This is a genomic window from Pseudomonas taeanensis MS-3, from assembly GCF_000498575.2.
GTDB classification, from domain to species: Bacteria; Pseudomonadota; Gammaproteobacteria; order Pseudomonadales; family Pseudomonadaceae; genus Aquipseudomonas; species Aquipseudomonas taeanensis.
The window spans coordinates 35,814-61,696 of the sequence record NZ_AWSQ01000007.1; the positions used below are offsets into that span (position 1 = coordinate 35,814).

At 50.1% G+C, this 25,883-nt stretch carries 17 protein-coding genes; 6 read left to right on the top strand and 11 right to left on the bottom strand.

The annotated features are described in order from the left end of the window. Positions 1-236: 236 nt before the first annotated feature. Genes queD through dbpB (TMS3_RS19610) form a run of 3 tightly spaced genes read right to left on the bottom strand, consistent with a single transcriptional unit; the run spans position 237 to position 2,174 of the window. Positions 237-599 (bottom strand): 6-carboxytetrahydropterin synthase QueD, encoded by a 363-nt coding sequence (gene queD, locus TMS3_RS24755; protein ID WP_083491798.1) that lies wholly within the window; start codon positions 597-599, stop codon positions 237-239. Between the two features lie 33 nt (positions 600-632). Beyond that, the gene (locus tag TMS3_RS19605) at positions 633-1,085 is read right to left on the bottom strand and encodes a hypothetical protein (RefSeq protein ID WP_025166997.1); all 453 of its coding nucleotides are present in this window, start codon (positions 1,083-1,085) and stop codon (positions 633-635) included. Between the two features lie 33 nt (positions 1,086-1,118). Beyond that, positions 1,119-2,174: a DGQHR domain-containing protein DpdB gene (gene dbpB / locus TMS3_RS19610; RefSeq protein WP_025166998.1), complete on the bottom strand. Its 1,056-nt coding sequence runs from the start codon at positions 2,172-2,174 to the stop codon at positions 1,119-1,121. Between the two features lie 182 nt (positions 2,175-2,356). Between dbpB (TMS3_RS19610) and TMS3_RS19615 the strand changes: the two genes are divergently transcribed. The 6 genes from TMS3_RS19615 (at position 2,357) to queE (ending at position 8,188) form a co-directional block, all read left to right on the top strand. Further along, positions 2,357-3,292 carry a hypothetical protein gene (locus TMS3_RS19615; RefSeq protein ID WP_025166999.1) on the top strand — a complete coding sequence of 312 codons (936 nt, stop codon included), beginning with the start codon at positions 2,357-2,359 and terminating at the stop codon, positions 3,290-3,292. Beyond that, positions 3,289-4,410, top strand: a complete 1,122-nt coding sequence (dbpB, locus tag TMS3_RS19620) for a DGQHR domain-containing protein DpdB (protein ID WP_025167000.1) — start codon at positions 3,289-3,291, stop codon at positions 4,408-4,410. Before TMS3_RS19615 ends, dbpB (TMS3_RS19620) begins: the two co-directional genes overlap by 4 nt. Further along, complete coding sequence (gene dpdA, locus TMS3_RS19625) at positions 4,407-5,705, top strand: tRNA-guanine transglycosylase DpdA (RefSeq protein ID WP_025167001.1); 1,299 nt, start codon at positions 4,407-4,409, stop codon at positions 5,703-5,705. The genes dbpB (TMS3_RS19620) and dpdA overlap by 4 nt, the downstream gene beginning before the upstream one ends. Then, positions 5,702-6,757 carry a DGQHR domain-containing protein DpdB gene (gene dbpB / locus TMS3_RS19630; protein ID WP_029866499.1) on the top strand — a complete coding sequence of 352 codons (1,056 nt, stop codon included), beginning with the start codon at positions 5,702-5,704 and terminating at the stop codon, positions 6,755-6,757. The genes dpdA and dbpB (TMS3_RS19630) overlap by 4 nt, the downstream gene beginning before the upstream one ends. A gap of 30 nt (positions 6,758-6,787) precedes the next feature. After that, complete coding sequence (gene queC, locus TMS3_RS19635) at positions 6,788-7,489, top strand: 7-cyano-7-deazaguanine synthase QueC (protein WP_029866500.1); 702 nt, start codon at positions 6,788-6,790, stop codon at positions 7,487-7,489. Between the two features lie 63 nt (positions 7,490-7,552). Next, positions 7,553-8,188, top strand: coding sequence for a 7-carboxy-7-deazaguanine synthase (gene queE / locus TMS3_RS19640; RefSeq protein ID WP_025167004.1), 636 nt, complete (start codon positions 7,553-7,555; stop codon positions 8,186-8,188). Between the two features lie 48 nt (positions 8,189-8,236). Here queE and dpdD read toward each other — a convergent pair whose 3' ends face one another. Genes dpdD through dpdE form a run of 8 tightly spaced genes read right to left on the bottom strand, consistent with a single transcriptional unit; the run spans position 8,237 to position 25,684 of the window. Beyond that, on the bottom strand, positions 8,237-10,414 hold the full coding sequence (gene dpdD, locus TMS3_RS19645) for a protein DpdD (RefSeq protein ID WP_025167005.1): 2,178 nt from the start codon (positions 10,412-10,414) through the stop codon (positions 8,237-8,239). Beyond that, positions 10,411-10,938, bottom strand: a complete 528-nt coding sequence (gene dpdK / locus TMS3_RS24760; protein WP_083491800.1) for a phospholipase D-like domain-containing protein DpdK — start codon at positions 10,936-10,938, stop codon at positions 10,411-10,413. The genes dpdD and dpdK overlap by 4 nt, the downstream gene beginning before the upstream one ends. Positions 10,939-10,951: 13 nt before the next feature. Beyond that, entirely contained in the window at positions 10,952-15,412 is a 4,461-nt protein-coding gene (gene dpdJ, locus TMS3_RS19650; RefSeq protein WP_029866501.1) for a protein DpdJ, read from the bottom strand. Then, the gene (locus TMS3_RS19655; protein WP_025167007.1) at positions 15,412-16,164 is read right to left on the bottom strand and encodes a hypothetical protein; all 753 of its coding nucleotides are present in this window, start codon (positions 16,162-16,164) and stop codon (positions 15,412-15,414) included. Before TMS3_RS19655 ends, dpdJ begins: the two co-directional genes overlap by 1 nt. Next, the gene (gene dpdH, locus TMS3_RS19660) at positions 16,151-19,231 is read right to left on the bottom strand and encodes a protein DpdH (RefSeq protein WP_268788225.1); all 3,081 of its coding nucleotides are present in this window, start codon (positions 19,229-19,231) and stop codon (positions 16,151-16,153) included. The genes TMS3_RS19655 and dpdH overlap by 14 nt, the downstream gene beginning before the upstream one ends. After that, on the bottom strand, positions 19,228-20,130 hold the full coding sequence (gene dpdG, locus TMS3_RS25130) for a protein DpdG (RefSeq protein WP_152985531.1): 903 nt from the start codon (positions 20,128-20,130) through the stop codon (positions 19,228-19,230). Before dpdG ends, dpdH begins: the two co-directional genes overlap by 4 nt. Continuing rightward, complete coding sequence (gene dpdF, locus TMS3_RS19665; RefSeq protein ID WP_152985532.1) at positions 20,130-22,634, bottom strand: protein DpdF; 2,505 nt, start codon at positions 22,632-22,634, stop codon at positions 20,130-20,132. The genes dpdG and dpdF overlap by 1 nt, the downstream gene beginning before the upstream one ends. Continuing rightward, entirely contained in the window at positions 22,604-25,684 is a 3,081-nt protein-coding gene (dpdE, locus tag TMS3_RS19670; protein ID WP_025167010.1) for a protein DpdE, read from the bottom strand. Before dpdE ends, dpdF begins: the two co-directional genes overlap by 31 nt. Between the last annotated feature and the right edge of the window lie 199 nt (positions 25,685-25,883).

Sequence of the window (25,883 nt, forward strand, 5' to 3'; positions counted from 1 at the left end):
GAACAGGTCGCATGAACCGGCCTAGGCTAATTGCAAACTTTCTAGTTCAGGTCACAGCAATGGTCGGTCATTCTGCCGATGGCATCGAATCAGTGGAATGACGCAACTCATTGATCCCCGAGGAGACTAAACCCATCATAGTCAATGGGCCGCAACTTGGCGGGATGTGTAAGAGGCCACTTACACCCGTCAATAAAACACTGCACGTGGCACCGCCGCCTCCGCACAAGGCGCGCTTAGCCTGCGGGCCCTCTATAAATGCATCCACTGGTACAAGTTTCGTGAATACGAATAGCGGAAAGATCAGGAAGCAATGGTTTCAACTCCTTCCAAACCCACATAGCTAAAACCTCGCTCGTCGGGTTTTCCAAACCGGGAATTTCATTAAGATAATTGTGATCTAGGAGATCATACAGAGGAGAAAAGACTTCCTTTATTTCAGAAAAGTCCCTAATCCAACCTGTTCCTTTATCGACAGGCCCTTCAATATATATTGCAATACGGAAGGAGTGACCATGCAGGCGCCCACACTTATGCCCTTCAGGGACATGAGGCAACCGATGAGCAGCTTCAAAAACAAACTCTTTAAAGATCTCCAACAAATCCTCCCAATATCAGATCATGGAACGCAATCAATTAGACAGGCTCAATTTTTTCCAAGATTCAAGATCGACACATAGCGTTTCAAATAAAAACTCTACAACCTTAGCCCGCCCCACACCCAGCGCTGATGCGATGGTAATCACAGAAACCAGCATTGAACTGACCGCATGCAAATCCGTTACATCATTTAGACACTTCAAAACCTCTTCCAGCCTCCCCAACACAGCAGCCTGGGAAAAATTCAATGACTGTACGACATGCGTGGATGGTGTTAGATAAAGGATATTCGCGCGCGCCCGCAAACCATACACCTCAGTTAACATGCCATACCCCTCCGAAGGGAAATCTTCGTCATGCTCTGCAAGCCTTCTCAATGCCTCCTGAAAAGCCATAGACAGCTTAAGAATGACTTCTGAGAACTCTCTGACACTGGCATCACTGGCCAGCGCCGGAGGCAGATCCGAGGAAATCAAAGTGGTCATATTACCCCCTAAATAATTTGTAACGAGCACCAGTTAGCTAGGTACGAACTCTGAACTTCGAACCACCCTAGTCAGATGATCAGTCAAAAGATGAATATCGCCATGTAAATTTTGAATCCCATTCCATGGCCGGCGTCCAGTTTTAAACGACCACTCTCCTGAACCCAGTGTCCAAGCCGTATATCCTTGCAGCTTTCTAAGACCTATCTTGAATACTGGGGCCAGTGGTGCGCCGGTAGCACACAACTGCTCCATGACGAACCCCATGGAAATAATTCCCGCGCTATGGACGAGACGAGAGCTTTTGGGTGTATGACCATGCCAAGCATTTCCAAACACCTCCTGGACTGCCTGGAAAAACTCGCTGATGGCCAAGAAACACCGATCCTCGCCTCCCGATAACTCAATCACCTCGCGACAATAACCGTCGGAAAGGGAATTCATTACCAGTTTCTGGAGAGACGTATCGCCGATGACCCCTATGGGATTGGTATGTTGCTTAATCTGTCCTTGCAAAGAAGATCGATCATCATAATTCAGCATCTCAACGATGCGCGCTGCGCGGGCACGGGAAGTCATTCTGAACGGAAGGCCGCTGACAGACGGGAGCAGTTCATATATCAGCGATTTCGGCAGCGGACTGGTGTTGTTGACGAGAATGAATTGCCTGCGAAGCTCCTCCTGATTCTCACACACGAGAGCAGACACCAGTAGTTGGAAAGAGCTCCCCTCCAGTCCGGCTAAGGCCGATAGACGTTGCTGACCATCAACAACGAACCCGGGGGGGCCAGATGAAATGTCGACCTCTATTTCTGAATAGGCTCCATTCCCATCCACAATCCGGACCCCACTGGTAAACGCTAACACCACAGCATTGGGCATTACGGCATCGGGACGGGAGAGGTAGTCACGGATCTCTCGTATGTGCTTGGACACCTGTGGTCGCTGAAAGCCATGAAGGGTGCCACGATCATCACGCTTGACTCGGTCGATGCTCGCGATCGCCAAAATCTGCTCAACGGTAGCCGCAAACGATACAACTTGTTGGGTTGGGCTCTGTAACGCCTTGATTGCGCTGAACTTAAGCAATGAATCTCTTCCTTCATCGAACGGCACCCCCAGATGGAGGGGGTTGCAGCAGTTTCGGAACTTTTATACCAACCCCACCGCACAAAAACCAGTCCAGCGAATTGGCCCTCACAGTTATTCGATGGTAAATTATCGGCCTTAAATAAATGCAGAGCCCTACAAGCCAGGCCAGCAGTTTCATCATGAAAACCGTCATCATCACAAACTGCACCAATCGAAAACGTCTTGACGGCTCCCCCCCCTTGGGCCTGAAGGATGAGCCTTATCTGTCGATCGAGGCCATGGCGCAGACCTGGGCTGACCAGATAAACGAACATCCGGCCACCCTGAAGGCCTCTTCGCTTTACGTAGGAAGGAGCGTCACTGACGCTAGGCACGCAGCAGCCAAGCTGGATGCAAATCTGATGTTCGCATCAACAGGCCTGGGTCTAGTTGAAGGCGATCAAAAGTGCCCTCCGTACAACCTGACAGTGTCTCAAGACCCGAATTCTATCAGTCCAAGGCTCGAAAGTCTGGGCGCACGGGCTTCTGATTGGTGGGATGCCATGAACGCAGTTCAATCGAAAGCAACGCCTATAGCCAACGTGGTGAACCACCGCGAGGTCGGCTTAGTACTAATTGCCCTTCCCTCAAGCTATGTCCAGCTAATAGCTAATGATCTTGGTGGAATCAGTGATGCGAAGATCGGCAAGCTCAGGATATTCACTTCCCGACCCGGCATTGAAATGCTTCCAAATAGTCTGAAAAGCTCAGCTATGCCGTACGACGAACGCCTTGAAACTTCGATTTTACCAGGCACTCGAAGTGATTTTCCTCAAAGGGCATTACGTCATTTTGTTGAGGTTCTCGGCTTGTCGGACGAGCCTGCAGAGGCCGCCCGAGCAATGGTCTGTACAGCGATGGACCAATTGTCGGTTGCGAGAACCACCATCCGCCGGCGCGCTTCGGACAGCGAAATTACATTCATGCTTGAGTGCGCCTGGGCACGCCACCAGGGCAGTTCCACCCGCTTGCTGCGCTATTTGAGAGATGACGCTCTTGTCTCATGCGAGCAATCGCGCTTCCGGAGGCTTTGGCTCGACATCAAACACCAAGACAATGCGGAGAGCAGAGTATGACGAGCAGCGATGAAATCGTGGTGCGCGCTCTACGTACCACGCAAGGCGACAACCTTGATGTGTATGCATTATTTATCAGGGGATCTGATCTGGTCCAAATTGCTGACATCAGCCGCCTATCGCGCGAAGACAGCAGCCCGCTCAAAGGCTTTCAGCGCCCCGAGATTAAGAGTCATGTTAAAGGGATCACCGAGTACCTCAATCAGGGAAATGTACTTTTTCCCAATGCAATTATCTTAGCCCTGTCCCCTGATCTGCGTTTTGTTGCAGCACGCGGGAGCAAGCCGACAGGCGACGCGGGGCTTTCGCAAGCGGGTACGCTGACGATCCCTATCAGGGAGGAAGGAATGAGGTCTGCCTGGATCGTGGACGGACAACAGCGCTCATTGGCGTTGGCGAAAGCGGCCAATTCGGATCTTCCTGTGCCGGTGATCGGTTTTGTGTCCGACAGCCTGACCACCCAGCGCGAGCAATTCATTTTGGTCAACAAGGCCAAACCCTTGCCCACTCGACTGATCAACGAACTACTGCCGGAGACAGGCAGCATCCTTCTGCCCCGCGAACTGAGTGCTCGCAAAGCACCAGCTGAGTTGTGCGGGCTTCTTAGCCGTGATCCCAACTCCCCTTTCCACAAACTCATAAAGCGGTCGTCCGAGCAAAATAGCAAAGCAGTGATCACTGACACCGCCGTAATAACGATGATCCGCAACAGCATCAGTAATCCGTTGGGGGCGCTGGCCCCCTATACCTCCAGCACCGACGGAGCGGCGAACGTTGAGTCCATGTACAACCTACTGATGACCTTCTGGCGGGCAGTGCGTGAAACGTTTCCAGAGGCGTGGGCACTTGAATCCAAGAGCAGTCGACTTATGCATTCAGCGGGGATCATCGCCATGGGAGTGCTTATGGATCGGATCTACGCCAAAATCGGTGGTCAGCACGAAACCTATGAAGCAGTTTTACAAGAACTGGCCAAAGTTGCCCCTTACTGCGCATGGACATCCGGGCAGTGGCCGATGATCAATGTCCAGTGGAACGAAATCCAAAGCACCCCTCAAGATATCAAGGCGCTGCAAGAAACCTTGATCCGCCTCTATATGACCAGCGCTCACCAATGAAGTTTTTATACGCCGACACCCAAGACTACGTAGACCCGGACTACGACTTCATCAACGATCGAAATGCGCCGGGTCGGAAGAGATACTGGGATGACCAGTATGCGCACGAAATGATGACCCCCGTCCCTTATGACGGGCTCTTGGTCTCGATGAGCGCAGTGCGTCCTGCAAATGGCGTCGCTAATTCAAAGGTTCGGTACTCGACCTCCGAGCAGCAGCGCTTCCTGAGAGAAGGAGTGCGCAAATTTCTACGACTGGATAGTATTCAGTTCAAAGATACGATGGTCCTAGGTGACTGCGGGGCTTTCGCCTATGTAGAGCACCCTACTCCTGCGTATAGCCCAAGCGAAGTCGTAGAGTTTTACTCGGATGCGGGATTCACCCATGGCTGCTCGCCGGACCACATTATATTCAACTGCGACTCCAGCAATCCTCCAGCACTGAGCCAATCGGAGGATGTGCTGTTTCGATACGAAATCACGCTCAAAAATGCGCAGGAATTTCTGCGTTTAGTGAAGGAGGCGGAATGGCCTTTCGAACCTCTTGGAGCGGTACAGGGTTGGTCTCCCCAAAGCATGGCGAACGCTGCAAAACAACTCGAAGACATGGGTTATCGCTACTTGGCGATCGGAGGTCTAGTACCTTTAAAAGTCGATCAAATCCATGAGGTTCTGAAAGAACTTAGAGCGATCCTCAAGCCCGAGACAAATATCCATCTGCTGGGTTTCGCCAAAGCTGAGAACATCCATGAATTCACTGGATATGGCATTACCAGCTTTGACTCAACCTCACCACTTATACGCGCATTTAAAGATGCGAAGTGTAATTATTACATGGGCAACAACACGAACAAACTGGACTATTACACCGCCATTCGAATCCCACAGGCAATTGAAAATCCACGCCTGATGCAAGGAATAAAAAAAGGCACTCTGAGCGCGGAAGAGTTGCAAATCAAAGAAAAAGCGGCGTTGCTAGCAATCCGTAACTACGATAAAAACCTTCTCGACTTTGATTCTACCTTAGCCGTGCTAGTAGACTATCTCCGACTGACTCTTTCCGGATCGATATTATCATCAATAGAAATGGAAAAAGAAATCACCAAGCATGTCCGACTAATCTCACCCACGCTGAGAGATAAACCTTGGCAAAAATGCCAATGTTCGATTTGTCAGTCAGCAGGTATCGAAACTATTATTTTTCGAGCCAGCAATCGAAACAAAAGGCGCGGATTTCACAATTTAGGCGTGTACCACCGCCACCTTCAGAAAACTCTGGAACTTTCAAAACAATGATCTATCGATTTAAGGGTGTGCGCGCCCAGCAGGCCTCCGGGCATGATGTATTTTCGTTTGCGGCCACCCCAAATGAAATTTTAGAGTTTTCTGAGATTGAGAGAGTCGGCCGCGATGAAGAAGGGCATCTTAAAGGCTTTCAGCGCCATCAAGTCGCATCGCACATTAGAGATATACGCGACTATCTTCAGCGCGACGATGCACTGCTTCCTAACGCAATTATCTTGGCCTTTCTGGATGGGGTCACGATCAAAGACCTCGGTGAAGGTATTGTAGAAATCGTTATTGATGCTAGCAAAACCAAACCAGGCTTCGTAGTCGATGGACAGCAACGACTCAGCGCCCTTGCGACCATGGAGAAGCCTCGGTTCCAGGTATTCGTATCTGCATTGATTTGTAAAGACTACAACGAACTGCGGCAGCAATTTGTGCTCGTCAACAATACACGACCACTGCCAAAATCGCTGATTTATGAATTGCTCCCAACCGTTGACGGACTACCGGAGCGATTCACCAGTCGTAAATTTGCTGCTCGCATTATTGACCTGCTGAATTTCTTGCCGAACTCTTCGTTATTCGGCGAAATTAAGCAACATACCAACCCTCATGGTGTACTGAGCGACACCGCAATGCAGAAATTCGTGATGAACTCTGCCAATGACGGTGCAATTCGTAGCTTCATGAAGTTTGATGACTTTGAAGGGCGCAGCATCGAGCTCATTAACAATTTTTTCCACGCAGTGCGAACTGTTTTCAAATCGGAATGGGAAGGGTTAGCCCCCAGAAGTTCACGCTTGAAGCATGGCGCGGGTCTGGTCTCCTTAAGCTTCGTAATGGAATTGCTGTACGCCAACCAAGGCACGACCAGCAAGGAGGGCTTTACTGCAGGCCTACGACTGCTGAAACCCCACACAGCATGGACTAGCGGAGAATGGCGAATTTCGGAAATCGACCGACGCCCTTGGAACGGTATTCAGAACACTCCCAGCGATATCGCACTCTTGACTCAGTATCTGACCCAGAAACTCAAGCAAGAGCTGAAGCAACGATAAATCCAGACGCAAATGCCCAGGAGAGCCAGCATGCACACCAAAGCCTTAGTCTTATTCTCAGGCGGACAAGACTCAACTACCTGCCTAGCCTGGGCGCTTGAGCACTATGAGCACGTAGAGACCATTGGCTTTGATTACGGCCAGCGGCATCGGATCGAACTCGAATGTCGGCTGAACGTTTTGAGAGAAATACGGAATAGATTTCCGAACTGGGCACAGCGCCTCGGTGAGGATCACGTGCTTGACCTCAAATTACTCGGCCAGATCAGCGATACGGCGATGACCGCTGAGAAAACCATAGAATTTGAAAAGAACGGACTTCCCAATACGTTCGTACCCGGGAGGAATCTGCTGTTTTTGACGTTCGCAGCCACGATTGCCTACCGACGGGGTCTCACAGTGATAGTCGGGGGAATGTGCGAAACCGACTACTCAGGCTACCCAGACTGCCGGGATAACACCCTCAAAGCCACCCAGGTGGCCTTGAGCCTAGGGATGGATGCTCCAGTAATCATTGAAACACCCTTAATGTGGCTCAACAAAGCTCAGACCTGGCGCTTGGCTGAAGATCTTGGCAATCGGGATTTTGTCAGCCTGATTCAAGAAGAGTCCCACACCTGCTACCTCGGGACTCGACAACAGAAACATGACTGGGGCTACGGGTGTGGTACGTGCCCAGCTTGCGAACTGCGCAAAACTGGATATGAGCAGTACATTCAAGAACGAGATTGATAGTGGTTCAGCGGTGGCGGATCAGCGCACTCGCCACCCATTTGAATCAGATGAGTAAACCAGATGACTTACAGCATCAAAGAAATGTTTTACACCCTTCAAGGGGAAGGCAACCAAGCGGGTCGACCCGCGGTATTCTGCCGATTCTCTGGATGTAACCTCTGGTCAGGTAGGGAGCAGGACAGGGCTAGCGCCATCTGTACATTCTGCGACACCGACTTTGTGGGAATGGACGGGATGGGTGGAGGAAAATTTACAACCGCCAATATTCTTGCCCTCGCAATAGATTCGTTATGGCCAATTTCCCATCAAGACCATAAATACGTGGTATTGACCGGAGGAGAACCGTTGCTGCAAGTAGATGATTCTTTAGTAGAAGCACTGCATGAGCATGGCTTTATCGTGGCAGTGGAAACCAATGGCACGATAATACCGCCAAACGGGATTGACTGGGTTTGCGTCAGCCCTAAATCTACGGCCGAATTAAAAATCACTCAAGGTGACGAATTAAAATTAGTCTTTCCACAAACTGAAGCCCTACCAGAAAAATTTGAGCATCTTACTTTCAACCATTTCTACCTCCAACCTATGGATGGACCAAAGGCCCATCGAAACACAAAACTGACTATCGAATACTGCAAGGCTCACCCAAAGTGGAAACTCGGCTTGCAAATGCACAAAGCACTGATGATTCCATAGAGCAAGCACATCGGACTATAATATCAATTCTCCCTAATTTGCCAACACCTAAATATCCGTCCGTTTTAACCACTCTGTAAACTCACGAATAATGCTAGAAGCACCTTTACCATACGGATAGATAACATCCCTTCTTATACTGGTCACCGGATAGAATGCCTGATGCTTTGAACTACGAGAAGAGAACACAAAATAATCAGCTGTTTTAGCAAGATGACACAAGGCTGGCGTAGCTGTATGGTCACTGTTGATCTCAACCCTAAGCCCTGTAAAAATCATTTCCAGTACATCCCGAGCGCGGCGCGCAGCACCCTCTGTAAGGGTGTAGATAGCCAACAACTTTCCTTGTAAATCGGGGGATGATACTATCGCTGAATTGATCTCTGAGTCAGAGTCTTTGATATTGCTAAAGTCTGGAACTTGCTCACCGGACTCAAGAATTTCTTGCATTAGCACAACGGTCAACTGACGTATTGCCGGATCTTTAATTTGCCTCCAATGCTTTGCCGCAAAATCCCGTAGCGACTGCCAGACTTGACGACGCAATGGCTCTGCTGGGCAGGGCGCGTCCAACAGCACATCCATCAACTCCAGCATGCTGGTATATGCTTCAGGCCCTTTATTGACCTCCCACAACATCAGCATCGCGTCGATCAACCGCGTATACTCATCGACTGTGAACGGTTGTTCCAACATCAACTGCGTCAATTGTGCTGCCAGCGACAGCAATGCTGGATTGACTATAGAGTCAAGGGCTAGCAACTCCAACAACTCGAGCCAGACAACACCTTGGCAAACCACATCGCGCTCTTCCAGCCAATCCAGCAGTAACGGTAGCGTGTTACGAAGAATCGTCTGCCCCGTAGGAGATCCGGTCTGAATGCATTTAAGAAATTTGTTCGAGTTAAAGGATTCAACTGTCCAATTTTCGCAGTACTCTAGTGCCTCACGCTCCAGTCCGTCAGTAAGTAATTCGGCATCAGTCAAGCGCTGAAACCAACTATCCCAACCGCCCAACTGTTCACTAGAAAAGCGTTTCTGCATATCTTGTAGAATTGCATTCATCACAGGCAATGATTGTAGTGGCTCAAACCAAGACGCAGGCATGGCCTGCAATTGCTGCCACAATTGCTGCAACTCAACCAATGATACATCCAGCGAACGCTGCAGTAACGCTTGCACTGCCCCGGGTCCCTCCGTCTGATCTTCCGACACACCAACAATCGGTTCTATATCAATCTCAGGTTGAGTTACCTGAGCTAAGCCTGCCCAATACAGTAGTTTTCGCAACCAGTCCGAATCGATAAATTCGGGCACCTGCTGCTGAATTTGTACACTCCTTAAAGCAGCAGCACCAGCAACCCACAACTGCCAATCTCGTTTAAAACTTTCGCGAGTCTCAAACAACGGAACAGTCATAAATAGCGGGCTTAGCGGGTGGCACAAATCGGCCAACTTCTCCCTGCTCTCCTCACTTATCTCCTCAATAATTAGTAGCCGATTAAGCCCTAACTGCCCCAGCGCTCGAAGCAATAGGCGAACTAGTCGTAACGGAATACGGCCGCCTAGCAGACTAGGCAACCGTGGATGGTTAACGATATCCTGCCAACGATCTGCTGAAGCCAAAGCCTGCAACTCCAACGACAGCAGATTAGGTGGACTGAAACCTCCCGAGTTCTTAAGCTCGCCGTAAAAACGCCAAGCATTTTCGCCATCATGTAATCGGTAGGCCAGCATGAAATCACGTAACACCCGACCTAGTGGCCGTTTGGCCAACGACGTAAGCGCGGGACGTTGACGATACAACTTCAGTACATTAGCCAGTACTGTAAAGATCCGATGCTTCTGCTGCTCGCCTACCCCGTCGAGTAAGTCAATACGCAACAAACCTGCGGGGGCACGGGCTAGCAATGCACTCTGTCCCTGGTTACTTGGAGTGCTGATCAGACCATAATCTGGAGAGGTACTCGCTGTTCCTAAAAACGCCGACAGCACTTGACGTAACTCCTCCAGCGCACGGCCATCCTCAGCTGCTGCGTAGAAGCATAATTCCGGCGGGCGACTGTACGGCAACAGTAACGGCCACTGCCCCGTACAGGCACTTTGCACCAAAGGCTCCAACAAACTCTGATACGGCTGCGGATATTTTCCGGCAAACACTTTGTCTGGATCGATCTGGTTATCGACCGCGAAAAACGGCTGCAACCATGCCGGCATGGTGCTCATGAACACCCCTCAAAGCGGTAATGATCTTCAAACTCCAGTAACGCTTCAGAAATTATCTGAGGGTTACTGGTCAGCATGACATGCTCATCATTTCGATTTGTTCCACTCCAGGTGTAGTTCATTGAACCCTTCAAAAAACAACTGTGGGTAAGTAGACCTTTGGTATGAACCTGCTCACTGAACTGGTAACAAAAATCGTGACCGGCGACTAAGCGACCGTTCAACTGCTGGACAAATCGACGACTGTACGCGTCGTCACGAGTCACCACCCGCAACCGGCACCCGCCGTTAACAGCCCTCGCCAGCACTTCATTAAAGCTAACCTCTCTACTGCCCCAGCCAGGCTCAAGTGCATCCCACTGTCCAGAACAGTTGTCCAGAACAGGAAAGTCACTCAGCCAGGGCGACACCAGCCACATAGGCTCTGGGCGGAGCAATAGACCTGCCATTAGCCCACCTAGTACTTCACGAAATTGCCTACGCCCCAGTGGGCCATGTAAAAAAATTTGCCGCTGATCATTCATACTAAAACTCTTATTAAATGGCCTCGGCCAGTTCGACGCGCAATACCAAACCATCCTGCAACCGAGTCATAGCCCCGATGCGCGGATACAACCAAAGCCCCGAGTGATCAACAGGCTGCAACTGAATCTCTGCGATCAGTTGCGAGACTTTGGTGATCTGCGCACGCGGCAGTAACAGGTCTGCACGCCCTGCTCGGCATAACGCCTTGTGCAACTCTGCCAAATAATCAGGAGAAAATTGAACATGCGGTTGTTGCTCGGCAAACAGCAAACTGCCAAGCAAGCGCTCGGTAGTAGCAACACCGTTTTGGAATGGGTTGTAGTAACTTAATTCAGACTGACGGATGGAATTGCCACGGGGCCACAACAATCCCTGATTTCGGCAAAGCCCTTGGAACACCTCAACAGGGGATGCCTGCCTACCCAGTTCTTTCGCCGCCATCGCATGGGCTGCGATATTCAGGCCCCACTCAATGCCGCTATCGGCCTCCAACGCTCGCCAGTTGCTAAGCAAATCAAGCAAATCTGCGTCAGTGGAGTCATTGCTGCCAGGCCTTAAAGCCCTCGAATGCAACACACTCAAGAAACTGTGGCTCAGGGTAAAGCCCTCGCAGAGCAGCACCCTGTGCAACTCTGCATTGGCATCACGGCGTTGCTGCAAATCACCGGCCCCTCGCACCGCGGCTAGTGCATCGGCCAGGCGGCCCCCTGGGACGACCTGCTCCAGCAATTGGTACAGATCAAAATCGATCTGCTCATAGTCACCTGGTTGTAGGCTACGCGCGAGAGTATTAAGAACACGAAGCGGATCCTCGAAATATGCTTGCTCCAAGCGACTTATAATCCCGTTTCCTCCAGCCTCCGCCTCACTCAACCAGACCTCTAGGCAGTCCTCCAGCCATAACGCATCGGCCAATACCACCCGCTCATCAACATCTGGCAACAGCACGCACATTGCTCTCTGGGCAGCGGCAGCCAGGGTATTGGCTAGCAATGTACGACTCCATAGGGGCAGTTCAGATAGCACATCTACATCCGACCACAGTGCACGGGCGCACTCCTGTAGGCCGATGAGCAGATCATCTCGCGCTAGCAACTCACGCAAATCCGCTTGCAATTTTTGCTCTTGCACAGAGTCCAACTGCTCATCGGGTTGGAACAAACTCTGTGGAGTTATGCGCAAACGCTCAATACCGGCATCCGTGTGCAAACTAGTAAGCGCACTGGTTAATCGTTCAGGTTCTGTAGGATCCAGATTAAGCAACTCTCCGGCCAACGCGGCTAAATAACACTCTGCAATCCAATTTGCCTTGAACGGATCACCACAAAAAATATCTAGTTGATCAACAAGATGCCGAAAGAATATCGGGCGGAGTCCACGTAAAACCTGTTGGTTTTCCAACATACCGGCAATCACTTGATCGCTAATCCGAAATCGCAAACGCACACCATCGACCCACTGCCGAGCACCGATAGCAACAGGTTCACCACTACGCTGCCAGTCAAATCTAGCCCGTGTACTTGCACCGTTAGTAAACCGTAAAGTGGCATCCGCCGCAGTGCTAAAACGCACCACCTCCAAAGGAGTCATTTGCTGATGCAAACAGAAAGTCACATCGGTCAGATGCCTCCCCCAACTGCCAACAGGAGGCTCATGCACCTCCGTCTCTGACGGAATACGAAACTCGGCCTGCCATACCAGTCGCGCGTTGCTTTTCTCAGTTAGATTTAACTTCGGTTCAAGACGGCGGGTATAGACCTCACTGGGACGCAGTACTGTCAAAGGCTGAGCAACGCTACTACCAACTGAGCCTTCATCGCGTAACTGCTCGCCAAAAGCCTCACAGACCTCAAACCCGGACTGCTGGGTGGCGTCAGGTTCAGGAACAAAATTTGCGGGGATTAGCCAGTCAGCATCAAGGTTACTGTCGATGGCATATCGCTTAGAAATCCGCCCTGGAGCAAACTCGCGCAAAGCTTGAAAAATGGGTAAATCCGTCCATTCGATACGCCCCTCTACCCCGCGCAGCAGCGCAATAAACACACTCGGTAAACTGAGTTCGGCAAACAACGCCTCAGGAATAAACTCCGAGAGCGGCGAACTACCTTTAGGCATATCTTCCCAGGCCTTGCCATTAGCGCTCCAATCGGTAACCAGTTTGCGCTGCAAGCTAGGCAGCACTTCAAGCATTACCGAACGCGGCGAGGCCCAGAGAATACGTTGCAGCACATTATCATCAACTTGCAATGCATCTTTTAAATAGGTTTTAAACTGATCTTGTTGGCTACTTGACTGTAGCAACTGTTCGACCATTGTCAGTAATTTTTTGCATCCACTCTTATTAAACTTTTCTTGTGGCTTACGTAGAATCGTCCACACGGCCCCACTGCCTAACTGCGCGCTTAGCCAATCAAGCAGTGCCATAGCCGCCTGCATTTTCTGAATATGGCTGTTGTGCAGCGGTAGACCCTGCCGCTTAATTTCTGGGCTAAGCAACTCTTCGTAGCGTTGAAATGCAACTCGATCACGACCGAACTCGGAGAGGACTACCAACATCCAAGGGCGCATGGTACGCGAGCGACCTGCACGGCCCTTACGCTGCAAATAGGATGCAACATCCCGCGGTGCCTTGTGCTGCAGAACTGCCCCTACTGCCGGGTCATTGAAGCCCACCTCGAGTGAGGCCGTGGCGACAACAATCTCCGCGTCAGTATCTACCCCGGCATCCTGACTCGAGGTACGTCCGATTACGGCACGATCTGCCTCATCCGGCAAATAATGACCTACGTCTACTCCTACTCGCCAGTCTTGCCCCAGACGAATACGCTCATGAGGATGAACTGCAACTTGCTCACCATCCTGGCCATCCAGTGGGCCACGCAGGCTAGCAAGCGAGGGATGATGAGCCTTAAGTCCCCACCTGCTGGTGCGCCAACCCTCGGCATCTGCCAATTGATGATACAGGCGGTTATTTGCATCCAAGTCGTCAGTAAAGACAAAGGTTTTACTACCCCAGGTACCGCGTGAGCGGCTCTTGCGCGCATCCAAAATACGCCTAGTGAGCATGCAAGCCTGAATGGTGGTCGAGAGCAATGCCGTCTGGGAAACGGGGTCGCCGCGGAGCACCATTAGGTACTCCGCGCCCTCATCAACCATTTCATCAGGCAGTGGTTCGACCAGTTCAACATGTTCTTGGCGTGCTCCGACCAACTCGGCGAAGAAACGCGCGGCATCTGTCAGGGTTGCAGATAGGCCAACAAAGTGGGGGCGGCATTGAGCACGCGTCATCCAGCGCCTGAGCAAATAAGCGACCTGAGCTCCGCTGCTACCGCCGTATGTGTGTACCTCATCAAGTAAAACCAACATTGGACCTGCCGGCGAACCCACCCCAAATAGATGGTTACAACTGAAGTCACCAAGCTTGCGGTTGAGCATCTCGGTGGTGGTAAATAAAATGTCCGGAGGCACGGTTATCTGACAACTGCGGGTCAGCGCGACCTCCTCACTCGAAACTCTATGCCCACAACGACTGCACTTTACTTCTTCATGCTCTGCATGCCACTGCATCTGCCCAGAGCAACTACTTGTTGAGCAGCGCAGCAGGTCAAATTCTGGTTTTGCTTGCCCAGTTTTGTAATCCTTCCCGGCAACACTCCAGGTGTATGGCGTGTCACCATACAAAGCGCCAATACGTATTTTCCGCCCGATTTCGGCTTGCATAAGGCCATCAAGTTTACGGCACTGACCCCAAGCTTCCATAAACTGGTCTTTGAGCAGTTCGTTACGCGGATAAATTGCAAGGATTCTTACTCGCGGCGTGGCGTTACTCAACAAATTCGCTACCAGTGATGCAAGGCCTGGCAGATAAAACGACAGCGTTTTACCGCTACCGGTTCCGGCACAAACAATGGTGCCAGAAGCCTGGCTAGTACCTTCACGCTGCTCACTGCAAGCCTGCAGGATTCGCACTGTTGCGCGAGTCTGAAAGCCAGCCAAGCGCAGGTTGCTGTCTGGATCAAGTAACAGATCGATTGCTGATTTCAGATACTGAGGATTTCGTAGCTTTGGTATTTGTAACCAATGCCGCAGCAGTTTGGCTACATCCTGATCCCGCTTGGGATAACTGCGTGGACGCCGAACAAAACGAAAATCCGATACCAGAGTCCGAGTCCGATCAAGCGACTGACCTAAGAACCATTGACGCAGATTGCGGTATAGGTGCGCGGCCTCGCTCATGCGCGTGCGATACACATTGGTCAGACCCTCAGGGTGCGGCGCTTGGATAAGCATCGCATGCTCGGTTAATTCCATCAGTACATCGTAAGGATCATAATCGGGAAGCACTCCTTCTAAGATAGTGAGCACCTCATCGACACTAAAGAAGCCGCCGGTATCACCCCAAGCCAGCAAGTGTGTTTCCTGCTCTTCTAGTTTATCCAAGCAAGCGTGCAACTGCCCCAGCGTAATGCTCATCAGTAAAGCTTCCGATTAACGGTGTACTGACCAAGTTGCTCATTTTCCATAAGCCACTGCAAAGTCTCTAATGTCAGCATCGACAAGGGTGCCTGGGCTCTATTACCGGACTGGTTAAGATATTTAAAAAAATTACTAACATCTACAGGAAGATCGAAAACCATCTGCTCGTGCACTTGCCGCATATTTTCGGCAAGTTTCGCAAGGTCTTGTATTACCCAGACGTTTTCCGGAAGTATCTTAGTGCCCGCCATTAACTTGGCACGCAGAGCTACATACTCCGTATAAAACTGATCAACACCTGGAATACCACGCTGAGTATCAAGTAAAACCTGTTCGACTCTGCAAGAATTGTCCAGTTGCGTAGTCCAGGCTTTCCAGCAAGACCACACTTTCTTCTCTAATTGTGAGTCCAAATCCTCAAGCACTGCGTGAGCATTATCAAGTGCATCATCCTGCAGGGCAGCAGATTTCTTCTGCTGCCAAACAGCGGCAAAAACATTTAAAGTTGTTATTGCCTTGTTGCATTGCTGCTGCGTCTCGGCACTCAACTGCATCGCCTCAGGCGCGTCTTGCGGCAAAGCTTTAAGCACCTCCGTGACGTGCTTCTTCGCTTTTAGACTATTTGCAATATCTTGGAAACGCGCATGAATGAATTTACAGTCCTTAATAGCCTCATGAGATTGCTCTGATGACTGACGTAACTGTTGCTCGCTTCGGAGTGATTGGATCTGATGCTCAAGCGGACTCATTATTCGCCTCCTGCAAATCAATTACTGTTTTCAACAAATCATTGACCAAGGTAGTAATACTATTTTGAGACTGCTTGAGAATATCGATATTCCCCTGCTTATTCAGACTCTCTATCTTAGGCATTACGTAGTTATAAAAAACACGCCAATACCCGAAAACCGTCACCACCTTTTCAAGGTGTGTACTGTTGATTTTATTAATACTCTGAAAGCGTTTAACAACATCAATTTCATCACGAAACCCAACAAGCCCCTTAACTACAAACCAGTATTCAGAAGCATTTAAATCAACAAGCAAAGCCTGCATTTTTTTACCGTTAGGAATTTCTACAGGATAAAAATCTCCATCAGTACTGACGTCTCGAACTAAAGAAGACATTTTTTCCAGCAAGGCACAAAAATCTTCGTACCGAGTGCAACCATCTAACACCTCAACGCACTTTATAGATGGCTCTAAAAACTTATAAACTGCCTCAGATAACTTTATTAACGAGGCACTAGGGATTCTCTTTGCCGCCTTAAACGCTTTGAGCGATAGATCGCCATCCATCCCATGATCATTATACGAAACTAATTTCAACCAGGCATCGCGCTGGTCATCCCAAACCGCTAGCGCTTGAGCGCGCGCCTGCTTTAACTCAGGAGAGTCTATAGCAACCGCTAGAGATTTAATTTCATCAGACGTTCTAAGCAGTTCATTCAAACGCTGACGATCATTAGCACTATCCGCCATTAACCCAAGCAACATCGCGGACTGCAGTTGTTCGCCGATCAAGCTTGGCAGAGTTCCCCGTGATTCATCTACCAACGTTTGCACCACATAAGGGACCCATCGCGATGCAAAACTCTGATAGAGCAAATAGTCCTCAAATCCATTGGGGTAGTTCCAATCAACGGCACGAACAAATTTCGGATTAAAAACCTCATAACGCAATATTGCAAGTGCTACGCTCTGCAGAAATGCTACTTTCTGTGGGTTCTTTAAATCCTTTTCAAAAAAGAAATTAACCCTGCTACCTAAAATATTGCCCATAGCAAGAGGAATATCTATATCACCTTTAATTTTTAGAGTCGGAACTACCCTCACACCGACCCAATCGGAATGGGAATACAAGTCATACATACGCAAAAGACCAGATCGTAAATCTCGCGCTTCATTCTGCCCTAGCTTTTGCTTACCCTGAAACCAGTGGGTGACCGACGCTTCCAATAGGTATAGCTTCTCTTGGTTTGGATCAGTCTTGACCGGGAATACAAGTGGTTTAGCATTTTGTTTGACTTCACCTATTTGAGCAGAAGAAGCGGTACTCACACCCATCACCGGAGAAAACTCTCCGTTCTTAAGTATCGCGCTTAGTCCGTCTAAACCAAAAACACTGGCAACTCGCCTATCTAACTTACCTTGTAAATCTTCAATGGAGGTACTGTCATACCCCCAGATTGCCGCGACAGTTTTGCATCGCTCAGCGTATTCAATTTTCTGTAAACTACTCAACAGACCTGCTCTAACCTTAACCCCGGAAAATTCAGCCGGCGGAAATTCCTGAGTCTGGCATAAGTGTCGATAATCACGCAGTGTACGCAATAGAACTTCATTTAAGATTTGACGAGGATTAAACTTTAGCTCCTCATCGCCCTTACGACAAAATTTATCAGCAAGAGCTGCAATGGCATTTCGGTTAAAGGGGAACAAAGGTGTGCCAGAAGGCGAAACGCCGAACGCTTTTAACTCCTCACCATCATCATCTGGGTCAGACCAAGTAGGTGGCCAGACACCTTCATGCCGGTCTGACCAAGAGGCTTTCAAGGCCGAACTGCCATATCGAGCGGCGTTTAAATAACGGCCACAGAAATCGGTAATTCGCTCTAAAGTTTGCGCGCGGTCTAGGCCATGTTCGAGAATGTTCCACTCATATTGAGCACGGGTTTTAATCGTATCCTGGCGGCGTAAATAGCCCTGGTAACCGTTAGTCACAGCAATAGCTGAGCGCAACATGCACAATTCCTGCTCGCCATCGCGCATAGACTCTTCCAGCAGACTGTCAATCAATACATCTTCGATAGCGGAAATGGCAGCCATGTCCTCGACTAAAACCACCAACGTACGATTTTGTAGTTTTAATGAGCGACGGATACTCTTAAATAAATCTTGAAAACTGCCGCTATTGAACTGAAATAGTTGTTGGAAAGCAGTACGGGTGGACTCTCCAAGCACCTCGTTCAAAACTCGTGCAGCACTCTCTCTAGCGTCAGACTCAGTATTCAGCCGAGTTTGACTAACACACTGACGCGCACTGAGTGATAAGTCATCCAAGTTAAAACTGAAATCAAGATCCTTGGCCTTGATCTCGTAATCGTTGTCACTTAACTCCTCATCATTCGCCCCCTGCGTCAGGCGACTGGCTGACTCGTATATGCAATGTTTGGGGGCGAGTAAATCTCTCTTAAAATTAGGGTCAGTAATTAACTCAGAGAGGCCTCGCCCCGGAAGCGTATACGTTTGAATATCTTGTAACCGTTGTTTCTGCAAACAAGTTAATTTCTCACGATCCTCTGGTCGCTCACGAAGTGCTTGCATCTCTAAAGATGCACTCTGACGCAACCTTTGCAACTGCTGCGACATAAAGGTCAACAACAGATCTGCGACTTCCTCCGTTTTTAACTGCTCACCTACGGAATTAATCCGCTTACGTGCTTGATCAAAGTCATCGCCTTCAAGCCCGGTCAATAATATTTCAAGTGCCTGACGTAAACTGGCATTTTTCGGAATCCGCACAACGTGCCAATTCGCATAATCAGGGTGCAGTTTTAGTTGGGCATCCAACCAGCGAATAAGGTGAGATTTGCCTACTCCGGACTTTCCGATTACGGGGATCGGTCTCTCCACCGACAGAAAGTGCTTGAGCAAGTCCTCTTCATTGCACAGTTCATCTTCACCAGACCCTACTCGTAGCAACTGCATGGGTTCATGTACTGCTAGCAGAACATGCTCTGCAAGTTCCTCTGCCTCAGTACGTATACATTGTCTAATACACTCAGACCGAGGCCAGTAATTAATCAAACTCATACTGTTACCTCGGGGATGTAAAAAACCTCACCTACATGACGAATAACGCCATTAGGCAATTGTAACTGCATGCTATTTCCGTCATCAGATGCCTTATCAAAGCGCAATCGGAAAGCATTCTCTAATCGCACTAGAGCGTGACTTAGCGCCGGACTAATCTGATTAGCCCCATGAGGATGCCAGCCTAACTCTTGCATTAAAGGCTCGAGCAAATTACGGAAGCGCCCACCGTCTAGCAATGGGATTTTCTCGGACAGTTTTCCAAGAAAGGTTTTTAGCGATAATTTTTCCTCACCGCCAAATACGAGATCTAAATAAGGTTCAATTGCACGAGTTGGATCAAGGATATAGCCTTCTTTAAAGGGTTCGAGGAACCCAAGAAACTCACCATACTGTAAAAATATTGTCAATTCGTTAGATAGATTTAGACCTCGATCACCTGGCAACCACTTATTGACTGCTTCTTGCGCATTACCATTCTTGCCAGGTTCTACTACCTCGCCGCCCATAAATGTGTAGGCTTGCTGTGCCAATAGACAGGTCATAGCCCGAAAAAATGGTTCTACGCGCTTATCATCTAAAATCGATTGATCTGTAGCTTGTTTTGTATTAACAACTATTAGTGCCAATACTCTTTCCGGCAGATTTTTTTCTGTCGCATCTACAGGTATAGTAAGCACTCCACTCTCATCTTCCGACCACAGCCCTTCTTTTATCCAAAAATCTAAATTTTTTTCAAAACGCCATTCAGCATTATCTGACTTTGGTAAAAACTCCGGTCTTAATAATTCTAAAATCTCAGTACGCGCTACAGACTTACCTTTTCGCAGCAGCACGCGATCAATCAGGTGCAATAAACTCAAACTACTGCCTGGATGCGCATTATTTACCATCGACATTACGCAAACTCCTTCGCAAAACTTTCTAATTCCCGACTGTCCGGACGACTTTCCCACCAAGTGCGGTTTGGCATCAGCGGATCCGGCGTACCCGCGGGGGCGACTATCACTCGGGGAGGCGGATCAAACTCAGTCGCAGGTAAATGCGTTTCTCCGGGCATTAACAAGGCCAACTCCAACCAAGGCCCAGCGTGGTCTTGTGGCTCTAGTGAGCACCAGAACGGCAACGTCTTTAGTGCTTCGTTTTGATACATCTCGTCTAGCACGACTCGACTGGCCCGCACGGCCTGAACATGCCTGGTGCGCAGTAGCGTTTGCAACCAAATACGCCACTCATGCAGCATCGCCTTGACCGTCACTCGGAGGTAAGACTCAGGTCTGTAGCGAACACGCAACAACTGTGAGGTGGGCATCCAATTAGGCACTTGAGGCAGTGAAACCCCGCGTAACTCGAAAGAGATTCCTAGCGTCGGCTTGAAAACCGGGCGCCCAAGATCACGGCAACCTGGACAACCACCACAACTTTGCTCCGGCACGACGCCACTTGGTCGATAAAAATCGCCTAACAGCGCGCATAATCGCTGCTTTGGCTCCTTTAGCCATCCGGTTAAACGTGCAAAACCTGCGGCCCTTGCTAGCTTTTCCTGATTACGTCTTTGCTCTACTAGTTGCCACGCTCCAACTGTGCGATGGGTATCAACTTGAATTTGAACGCCAATCCGATCGTAATATTCATCAAAATACATGTCCCGTTGTTGCACGTTTTCTGGGGTTAACTCGCCTTCGAACTGTGGTGGTTCGGGTGGAGGAAAAAACAACTGGATCAACCCCGCACGCTGCATTAACAGCAGGGTTTGGACATTCCAACTTTCATTACTCTCACTATGCCGATGCACGCCTCGACGCAGAGCCGAATATGAAACCGTCAAGAAATCACCGCAGATTTTTCGGGTTTTCAACAACGTATTCCAACGTTCCAAACCTAAACCTGTAGAAATCAGCTTCTCTTGTGAGAGGCCTTTCGCAAGATGCAATTGCTCAGGATAATAAATCAGCCAAGACCAGCAGGCATTACCATCACGCCCCCCGCGACCAGCCTCTTGATAAAACCTATCCAAACTTTCCGGTACTGATGCATGCAATACCGACCGCACATCAGCCTTATCCATGCCGACACCGAATGCGGAAGTCGCAACCATGATATCTAGTTCGTCATTCACCCACTGACGGATCAAGTCGTCACGTTGATTCGCAGGGGTTCCCCCATGGAACAAACCAAGCCTTGCGAACCCTTGCTTCAGCAGTAAACCCCTCCAAAACTCGGCCTCTTTTTTCTTAGTGGTGTACAAAATTAATGGGCGAGGCAAACGCCTAATTGCATCTAGAACAGCGACTGTATGTTCTTCAGGACCAACAGTTTTCAGTAGATTGAAATTCAGTTCTGGGCGTAAAAAACTGCCGTGAATCTCAATAGCCTGTTCGTCTTCGAGAAGAAACGAATCTTTCAATAACAGCAGGGACGACTCACTAAATGTTGCCGACATCAAAACTGTTCGTATGCCTGTCGGTGAATGTTCCTTCAGCGAACGAAACAGCGGTGCCAGCAATTGGAATTCCGGACGAAACTCAGCCCCCCACTGGTCAATAATATGCGCCTCGTCAACAATTAGCGCCTCCAATTGTCCTTGGTGTGCCAAGCGGAACAGTGCCGGGCGCAACTTTCCGATAGCTGACTCCGGCGAACAAAACAAAATACGTTGATTACCTTCTTTCAGTCGCTCAAGGACTTGCTGGTGTTCAGCCTCAGCCTGACCGCCATACAAGGCATAACTTCCTCCATGACAACAACCAGCACGGTTAAGCACCTCAGCAGCGCGGTTTGCCTGCTCCAGCGCCAGTCCCACTGTTGGCACAATAACCAACACCAATTTTTGCTTGCCCGCAAACAGGCTCAACGCATGAATGACTAGGGTCTTCCCGCTACCAGTTGGCAGGTTGATGATCAGCGTACTGTCAGGAGGGGATGTTAAGACGGTGCGTATTGCTGCTTGCTGCCCAAGCCCCTGGTATGAAGCGAACTGCTCATTCTTAAGCCTCTGCCGGAGAGCTACATCCATTGGCACGGCCTTAAGATGACGACGAGGGCGATGCCCATAAACAGCAAGCGCAGCATCATCCAGAACTTCTACCATCCGTACATGTCCGGTCATGAAATCCTGAACTAGACCGGCCCGGCTGAGAGACAAGGAATCAACCGCATTGGTAGGTAGCTGCAACACAGGCTCGACGATGTTGTTCGCCAATGCGCAACCTATGGCATCCCGGCACACAGTTGCGCGGTCAGCCGGGCCTGATTTCCAATCCCGCAAAACCGTTAGCAATCGAATGAAAAATGATTCAGACAGAGCACCGGGCTCACTCACAAGGCCAGGACTCAACAATGCTGCTTGTAGTGCATTCCACTGCGCTTGCATCACCCCTCTCTCAGCATTTTTTTCGTGCACACCACTACCGCCTGCATCGACAGCAGATGCAGTTGCGGTTCAAACGAAAAAATCTGCGTCTGGGCCAAATCATCCAGAATTTGTTGACGACTTCTGGAAGCGATTTCCAAGATCATTCGTTTCCAATGCTCTGCAGGTAACAAGGACTCCAACTCAGGCCAAACGTCACTGCGCAGATTGATATCTTGAAAGCCGGGATTTGATTTGTCGTAAGGCCACTCCAAGGACTTCAACATGCTCTCAGCAACCACTAGGCTGCCATCCTCCGCTAGCCAATGGCTCTGCACTGAAGGTGTCATCAACTCATCGCCACGGAGTTGCTCCAGGCGACTAGCCCCAGGCTTCGTAGCGGCTACCAACCAATCAAGGCGGAAGAATGTTTTTGGTGCACTTAAACTGCTTTTTTCAAGTACGCGCAAAAAAGCACTTGTAGCGCCGCGCGAATCAACCGTAATCAGGTTATAGATGGAATCCACAAACGGTTGACCATAGCGAAATGGGTACACACCTGACTGGCCGGCCACCTGAATTCGAGAGAAACTCATCGGTGCCGTTGCCGGTGGATTGCCGCTTTCGGGGTCGATACCTGTCAGACAAGTGGCAACAAAGGTTTGGACGTCCACTAGTGTCTTGGCTGCAAGACGCGAACCTTCCACGGCGAATCGAAGCCTAAAAGGAGCTTGCAGGTTACCCTCAAAATTAAATTGCAGGCCCTTAGTCATCCATGCGCACATCCGCTTGGCCTGTTCTTCAGCTGACTCGTCGGCGTCAGCTATCCGTTCGGCGAACTCCTTGGCTTCACTGACCTCATCGTCTAGCGTCAGCAACTCTTCCTGTACCTTCACTCGACGGCGCTCACGGACAAGCAAACCATCATCACCACTTAAGCCTGCCGCACCGCTCAGTAGTGCTTCGTCACCCGACAACGCTACTTTTTTCCAGGTCTGCTCCAGGTGTTCCTCCAGTACATATTGCAAACTGGCAACTGTGTTGTTGAATAAGCCCACAGACAGATCCAAGACATCGACCCAGCGGCTAATCAATCCGTCATGTGCAGGAAGTAGCGCCAAACTTTCTACCGGACGCACCCCAACCAAGTTGGCGCTGTAACGATTCAGTCGCCCGAGTCGCTGCTCGATGCGACTGAATGAGCGCGGCAGGCTGTAATGCACAGCGAGGCGCTGACCGCCATGCAGGTTCAGACCGTCTTCACCGCGATGGTCACAAACCAGCACCCTTACGGAACTCGCAGGCAGGACGAATCGCAACTCTCGCCCAGGGATATAACGCTCAACCGCCACCCCTAACTCAGAAGCCAGAACTGTGAATACATGCTGAGCCACTTCCTCAGCACTGCAGAACACCACGGCCTTACCGCTTTTGTGATCAGCAAGCCAAGTCTGCATGGTTTCGACCAGACAACTATCCTTCTCTGCCTGCTCGCGATGGGCCTGCTGCGCTATATCATCAAGCAGTTCTTGTTCGGCCTGCCGCAGCGACCCAGCTAGATGCTGTCTGGCATGCAGAGCCCGTTGCCCGACCAAAAAAGGGCTGATCAATAGATCATCTACCCACTGCAAATACACCTCTGAACTCATCGCCAGAAATTCATCGGAGTCACGACTTGCTTGACTGCGATACTCCTCCAGCAACAAATCTAAAGACGGCATTCGCGCCGATACTGGCCAATAACTGCGGCTCAAACCTGCCAACCCAGGAAACAACCATGCCAGTTGCTGAGACTCGCGGCGGTTACGCAGCATGCGCTGATGCAAGCGGTAGTGTTCACCCACATAGAGCCGTAAAGCTTGGATTCTCTGGGCTCTTAAATCGCCGTCTTGCTCGGCAAAAAAATCCACTAGAGGAAGGGTTTCCTTAATTATCGAGTGCAGCACCTGATCTTCAGGGAACTTACTGTCCAAGCTTTGAAGGATCTGCTCCAAAGCCGCGTTGGAGTTGCCTGCTGTCAGGGCGCTGTACCAACCACCAACCAATTCCCGCTCAGCCACTTGGGCGGTGAAGCGGCGCACGCCCTCCTCTGAGATTTCATAAGCCTCAGGGCTAAGGCAATGCAACATCGCCAGAAAGTTCTTCTCATTACCGTTTAATGGGGTACCCGAGAGAAGCAATGCAACAGAAGCTGCCTGGCAACCTTCAGCCACAGCGCGGAAGCGTTCGCGGGCGGCAGGCTGTTGATCCCATGCCCAGGGCGCAACTTGGTGAGCCTCATCCACAACAAATAAGGTAGGTTGCCACCCTCCCAGCGCACTACTCACTTGTTCATGAGTACAAATTCGGATCAATCGCAAGGGTTCTGCCGAGCTAGCTAGCAGATCTCCCAGATGGAAACGACCAGATAACTCCTCACGCCATTGGTCGACAAGAGCTGCTGGCACCGTGATTAACACTCTCGCATCGTGCTGTTTCTCCAGCACATGCTCACGGATGATCATGCCGGCCTCAATGGTCTTGCCGAGCCCTACTTCATCTGCCAATAGATATTTGGGTATTGGATCCTGCAGCACCCTCCGCACTACCGCGATCTGATGGGGCTCCAACTCCACACTGCTGCTGGGAATAGCTGAAATTGAGCGACAGGCTGCGCGCTGCTCGATATAAGCCGCCAGAAAGTCATGCCGCATAGAGCAAAAATACGGTGCATCATTGGCGCGATCAGCCAAAAAGCACGCTGGGTCCAGTAGCCCGCCAGGCCCAACGTTAAGGCAATGAATCTCATCGAGATCGACGTCCTCCTGATCACCATCTGCTCGGAAGATAACTAAATGCCGATCACCCGGACGAGAGCCCGCGTAACGCCCTCTTCTCCAGATGCCACTAGCGCGGTCCTGACAGTAAACAATTGCCTCTTCGAACAGTTGTGCTCTCTTAAGCAAAGCGCTATCGACATTAGCCACTCTGGCCTGGGGATTTAATGGCGATTCAAAGAATCCGACCTCACACTCACCGCCTTCGTGATCCACTCTCAGCAATTTCCCTATGCCGGAAAAATGGCTGGAGCACACAAGATCCCCTACCGATACTCCACTCATTCCGTTCCTTTAGTGCTCGTCAAATAGAGATATTAAGCACACCGCATCAGAGCCCACTCCCGGCTCTGAGGTAGTGAGAAAGGCTCTGAGCGGGCGTTTCGCATCGCAACGAACACAACATGAGGCCATCCCTGATGGTACCGCAGACTGATTTTAGTGCAGTACCCGTCACAGTATCCACTGTATCCATATGGGTAAA

Coding starts and splice junctions, on each gene's coding strand:
- TMS3_RS19605 (WP_025166997.1), bottom strand. CDS start 1,085: ATGACCACTTTGATTTCCTCGGATCTGCCTCCGGCGCTGGCCAGTGAT.
- TMS3_RS19615 (WP_025166999.1), top strand. CDS start 2,357: ATGAAAACCGTCATCATCACAAACTGCACCAATCGAAAACGTCTTGAC.
- dbpB (WP_025167000.1), top strand. CDS start 3,289: ATGACGAGCAGCGATGAAATCGTGGTGCGCGCTCTACGTACCACGCAA.
- dpdA (WP_025167001.1), top strand. CDS start 4,407: ATGAAGTTTTTATACGCCGACACCCAAGACTACGTAGACCCGGACTAC.
- dbpB (WP_029866499.1), top strand. CDS start 5,702: ATGATCTATCGATTTAAGGGTGTGCGCGCCCAGCAGGCCTCCGGGCAT.
- queC (WP_029866500.1), top strand. CDS start 6,788: ATGCACACCAAAGCCTTAGTCTTATTCTCAGGCGGACAAGACTCAACT.
- queE (WP_025167004.1), top strand. CDS start 7,553: ATGACTTACAGCATCAAAGAAATGTTTTACACCCTTCAAGGGGAAGGC.
- dpdD (WP_025167005.1), bottom strand. CDS start 10,414: ATGAGCACCATGCCGGCATGGTTGCAGCCGTTTTTCGCGGTCGATAAC.
- dpdK (WP_083491800.1), bottom strand. CDS start 10,938: ATGAATGATCAGCGGCAAATTTTTTTACATGGCCCACTGGGGCGTAGG.
- dpdJ (WP_029866501.1), bottom strand. CDS start 15,412: ATGAGCATTACGCTGGGGCAGTTGCACGCTTGCTTGGATAAACTAGAA.
- TMS3_RS19655 (WP_025167007.1), bottom strand. CDS start 16,164: ATGAGTCCGCTTGAGCATCAGATCCAATCACTCCGAAGCGAGCAACAG.
- dpdH (WP_268788225.1), bottom strand. CDS start 19,231: ATGAGTTTGATTAATTACTGGCCTCGGTCTGAGTGTATTAGACAATGT.
- dpdG (WP_152985531.1), bottom strand. CDS start 20,130: ATGTCGATGGTAAATAATGCGCATCCAGGCAGTAGTTTGAGTTTATTG.
- dpdE (WP_025167010.1), bottom strand. CDS start 25,684: ATGAGTGGAGTATCGGTAGGGGATCTTGTGTGCTCCAGCCATTTTTCC.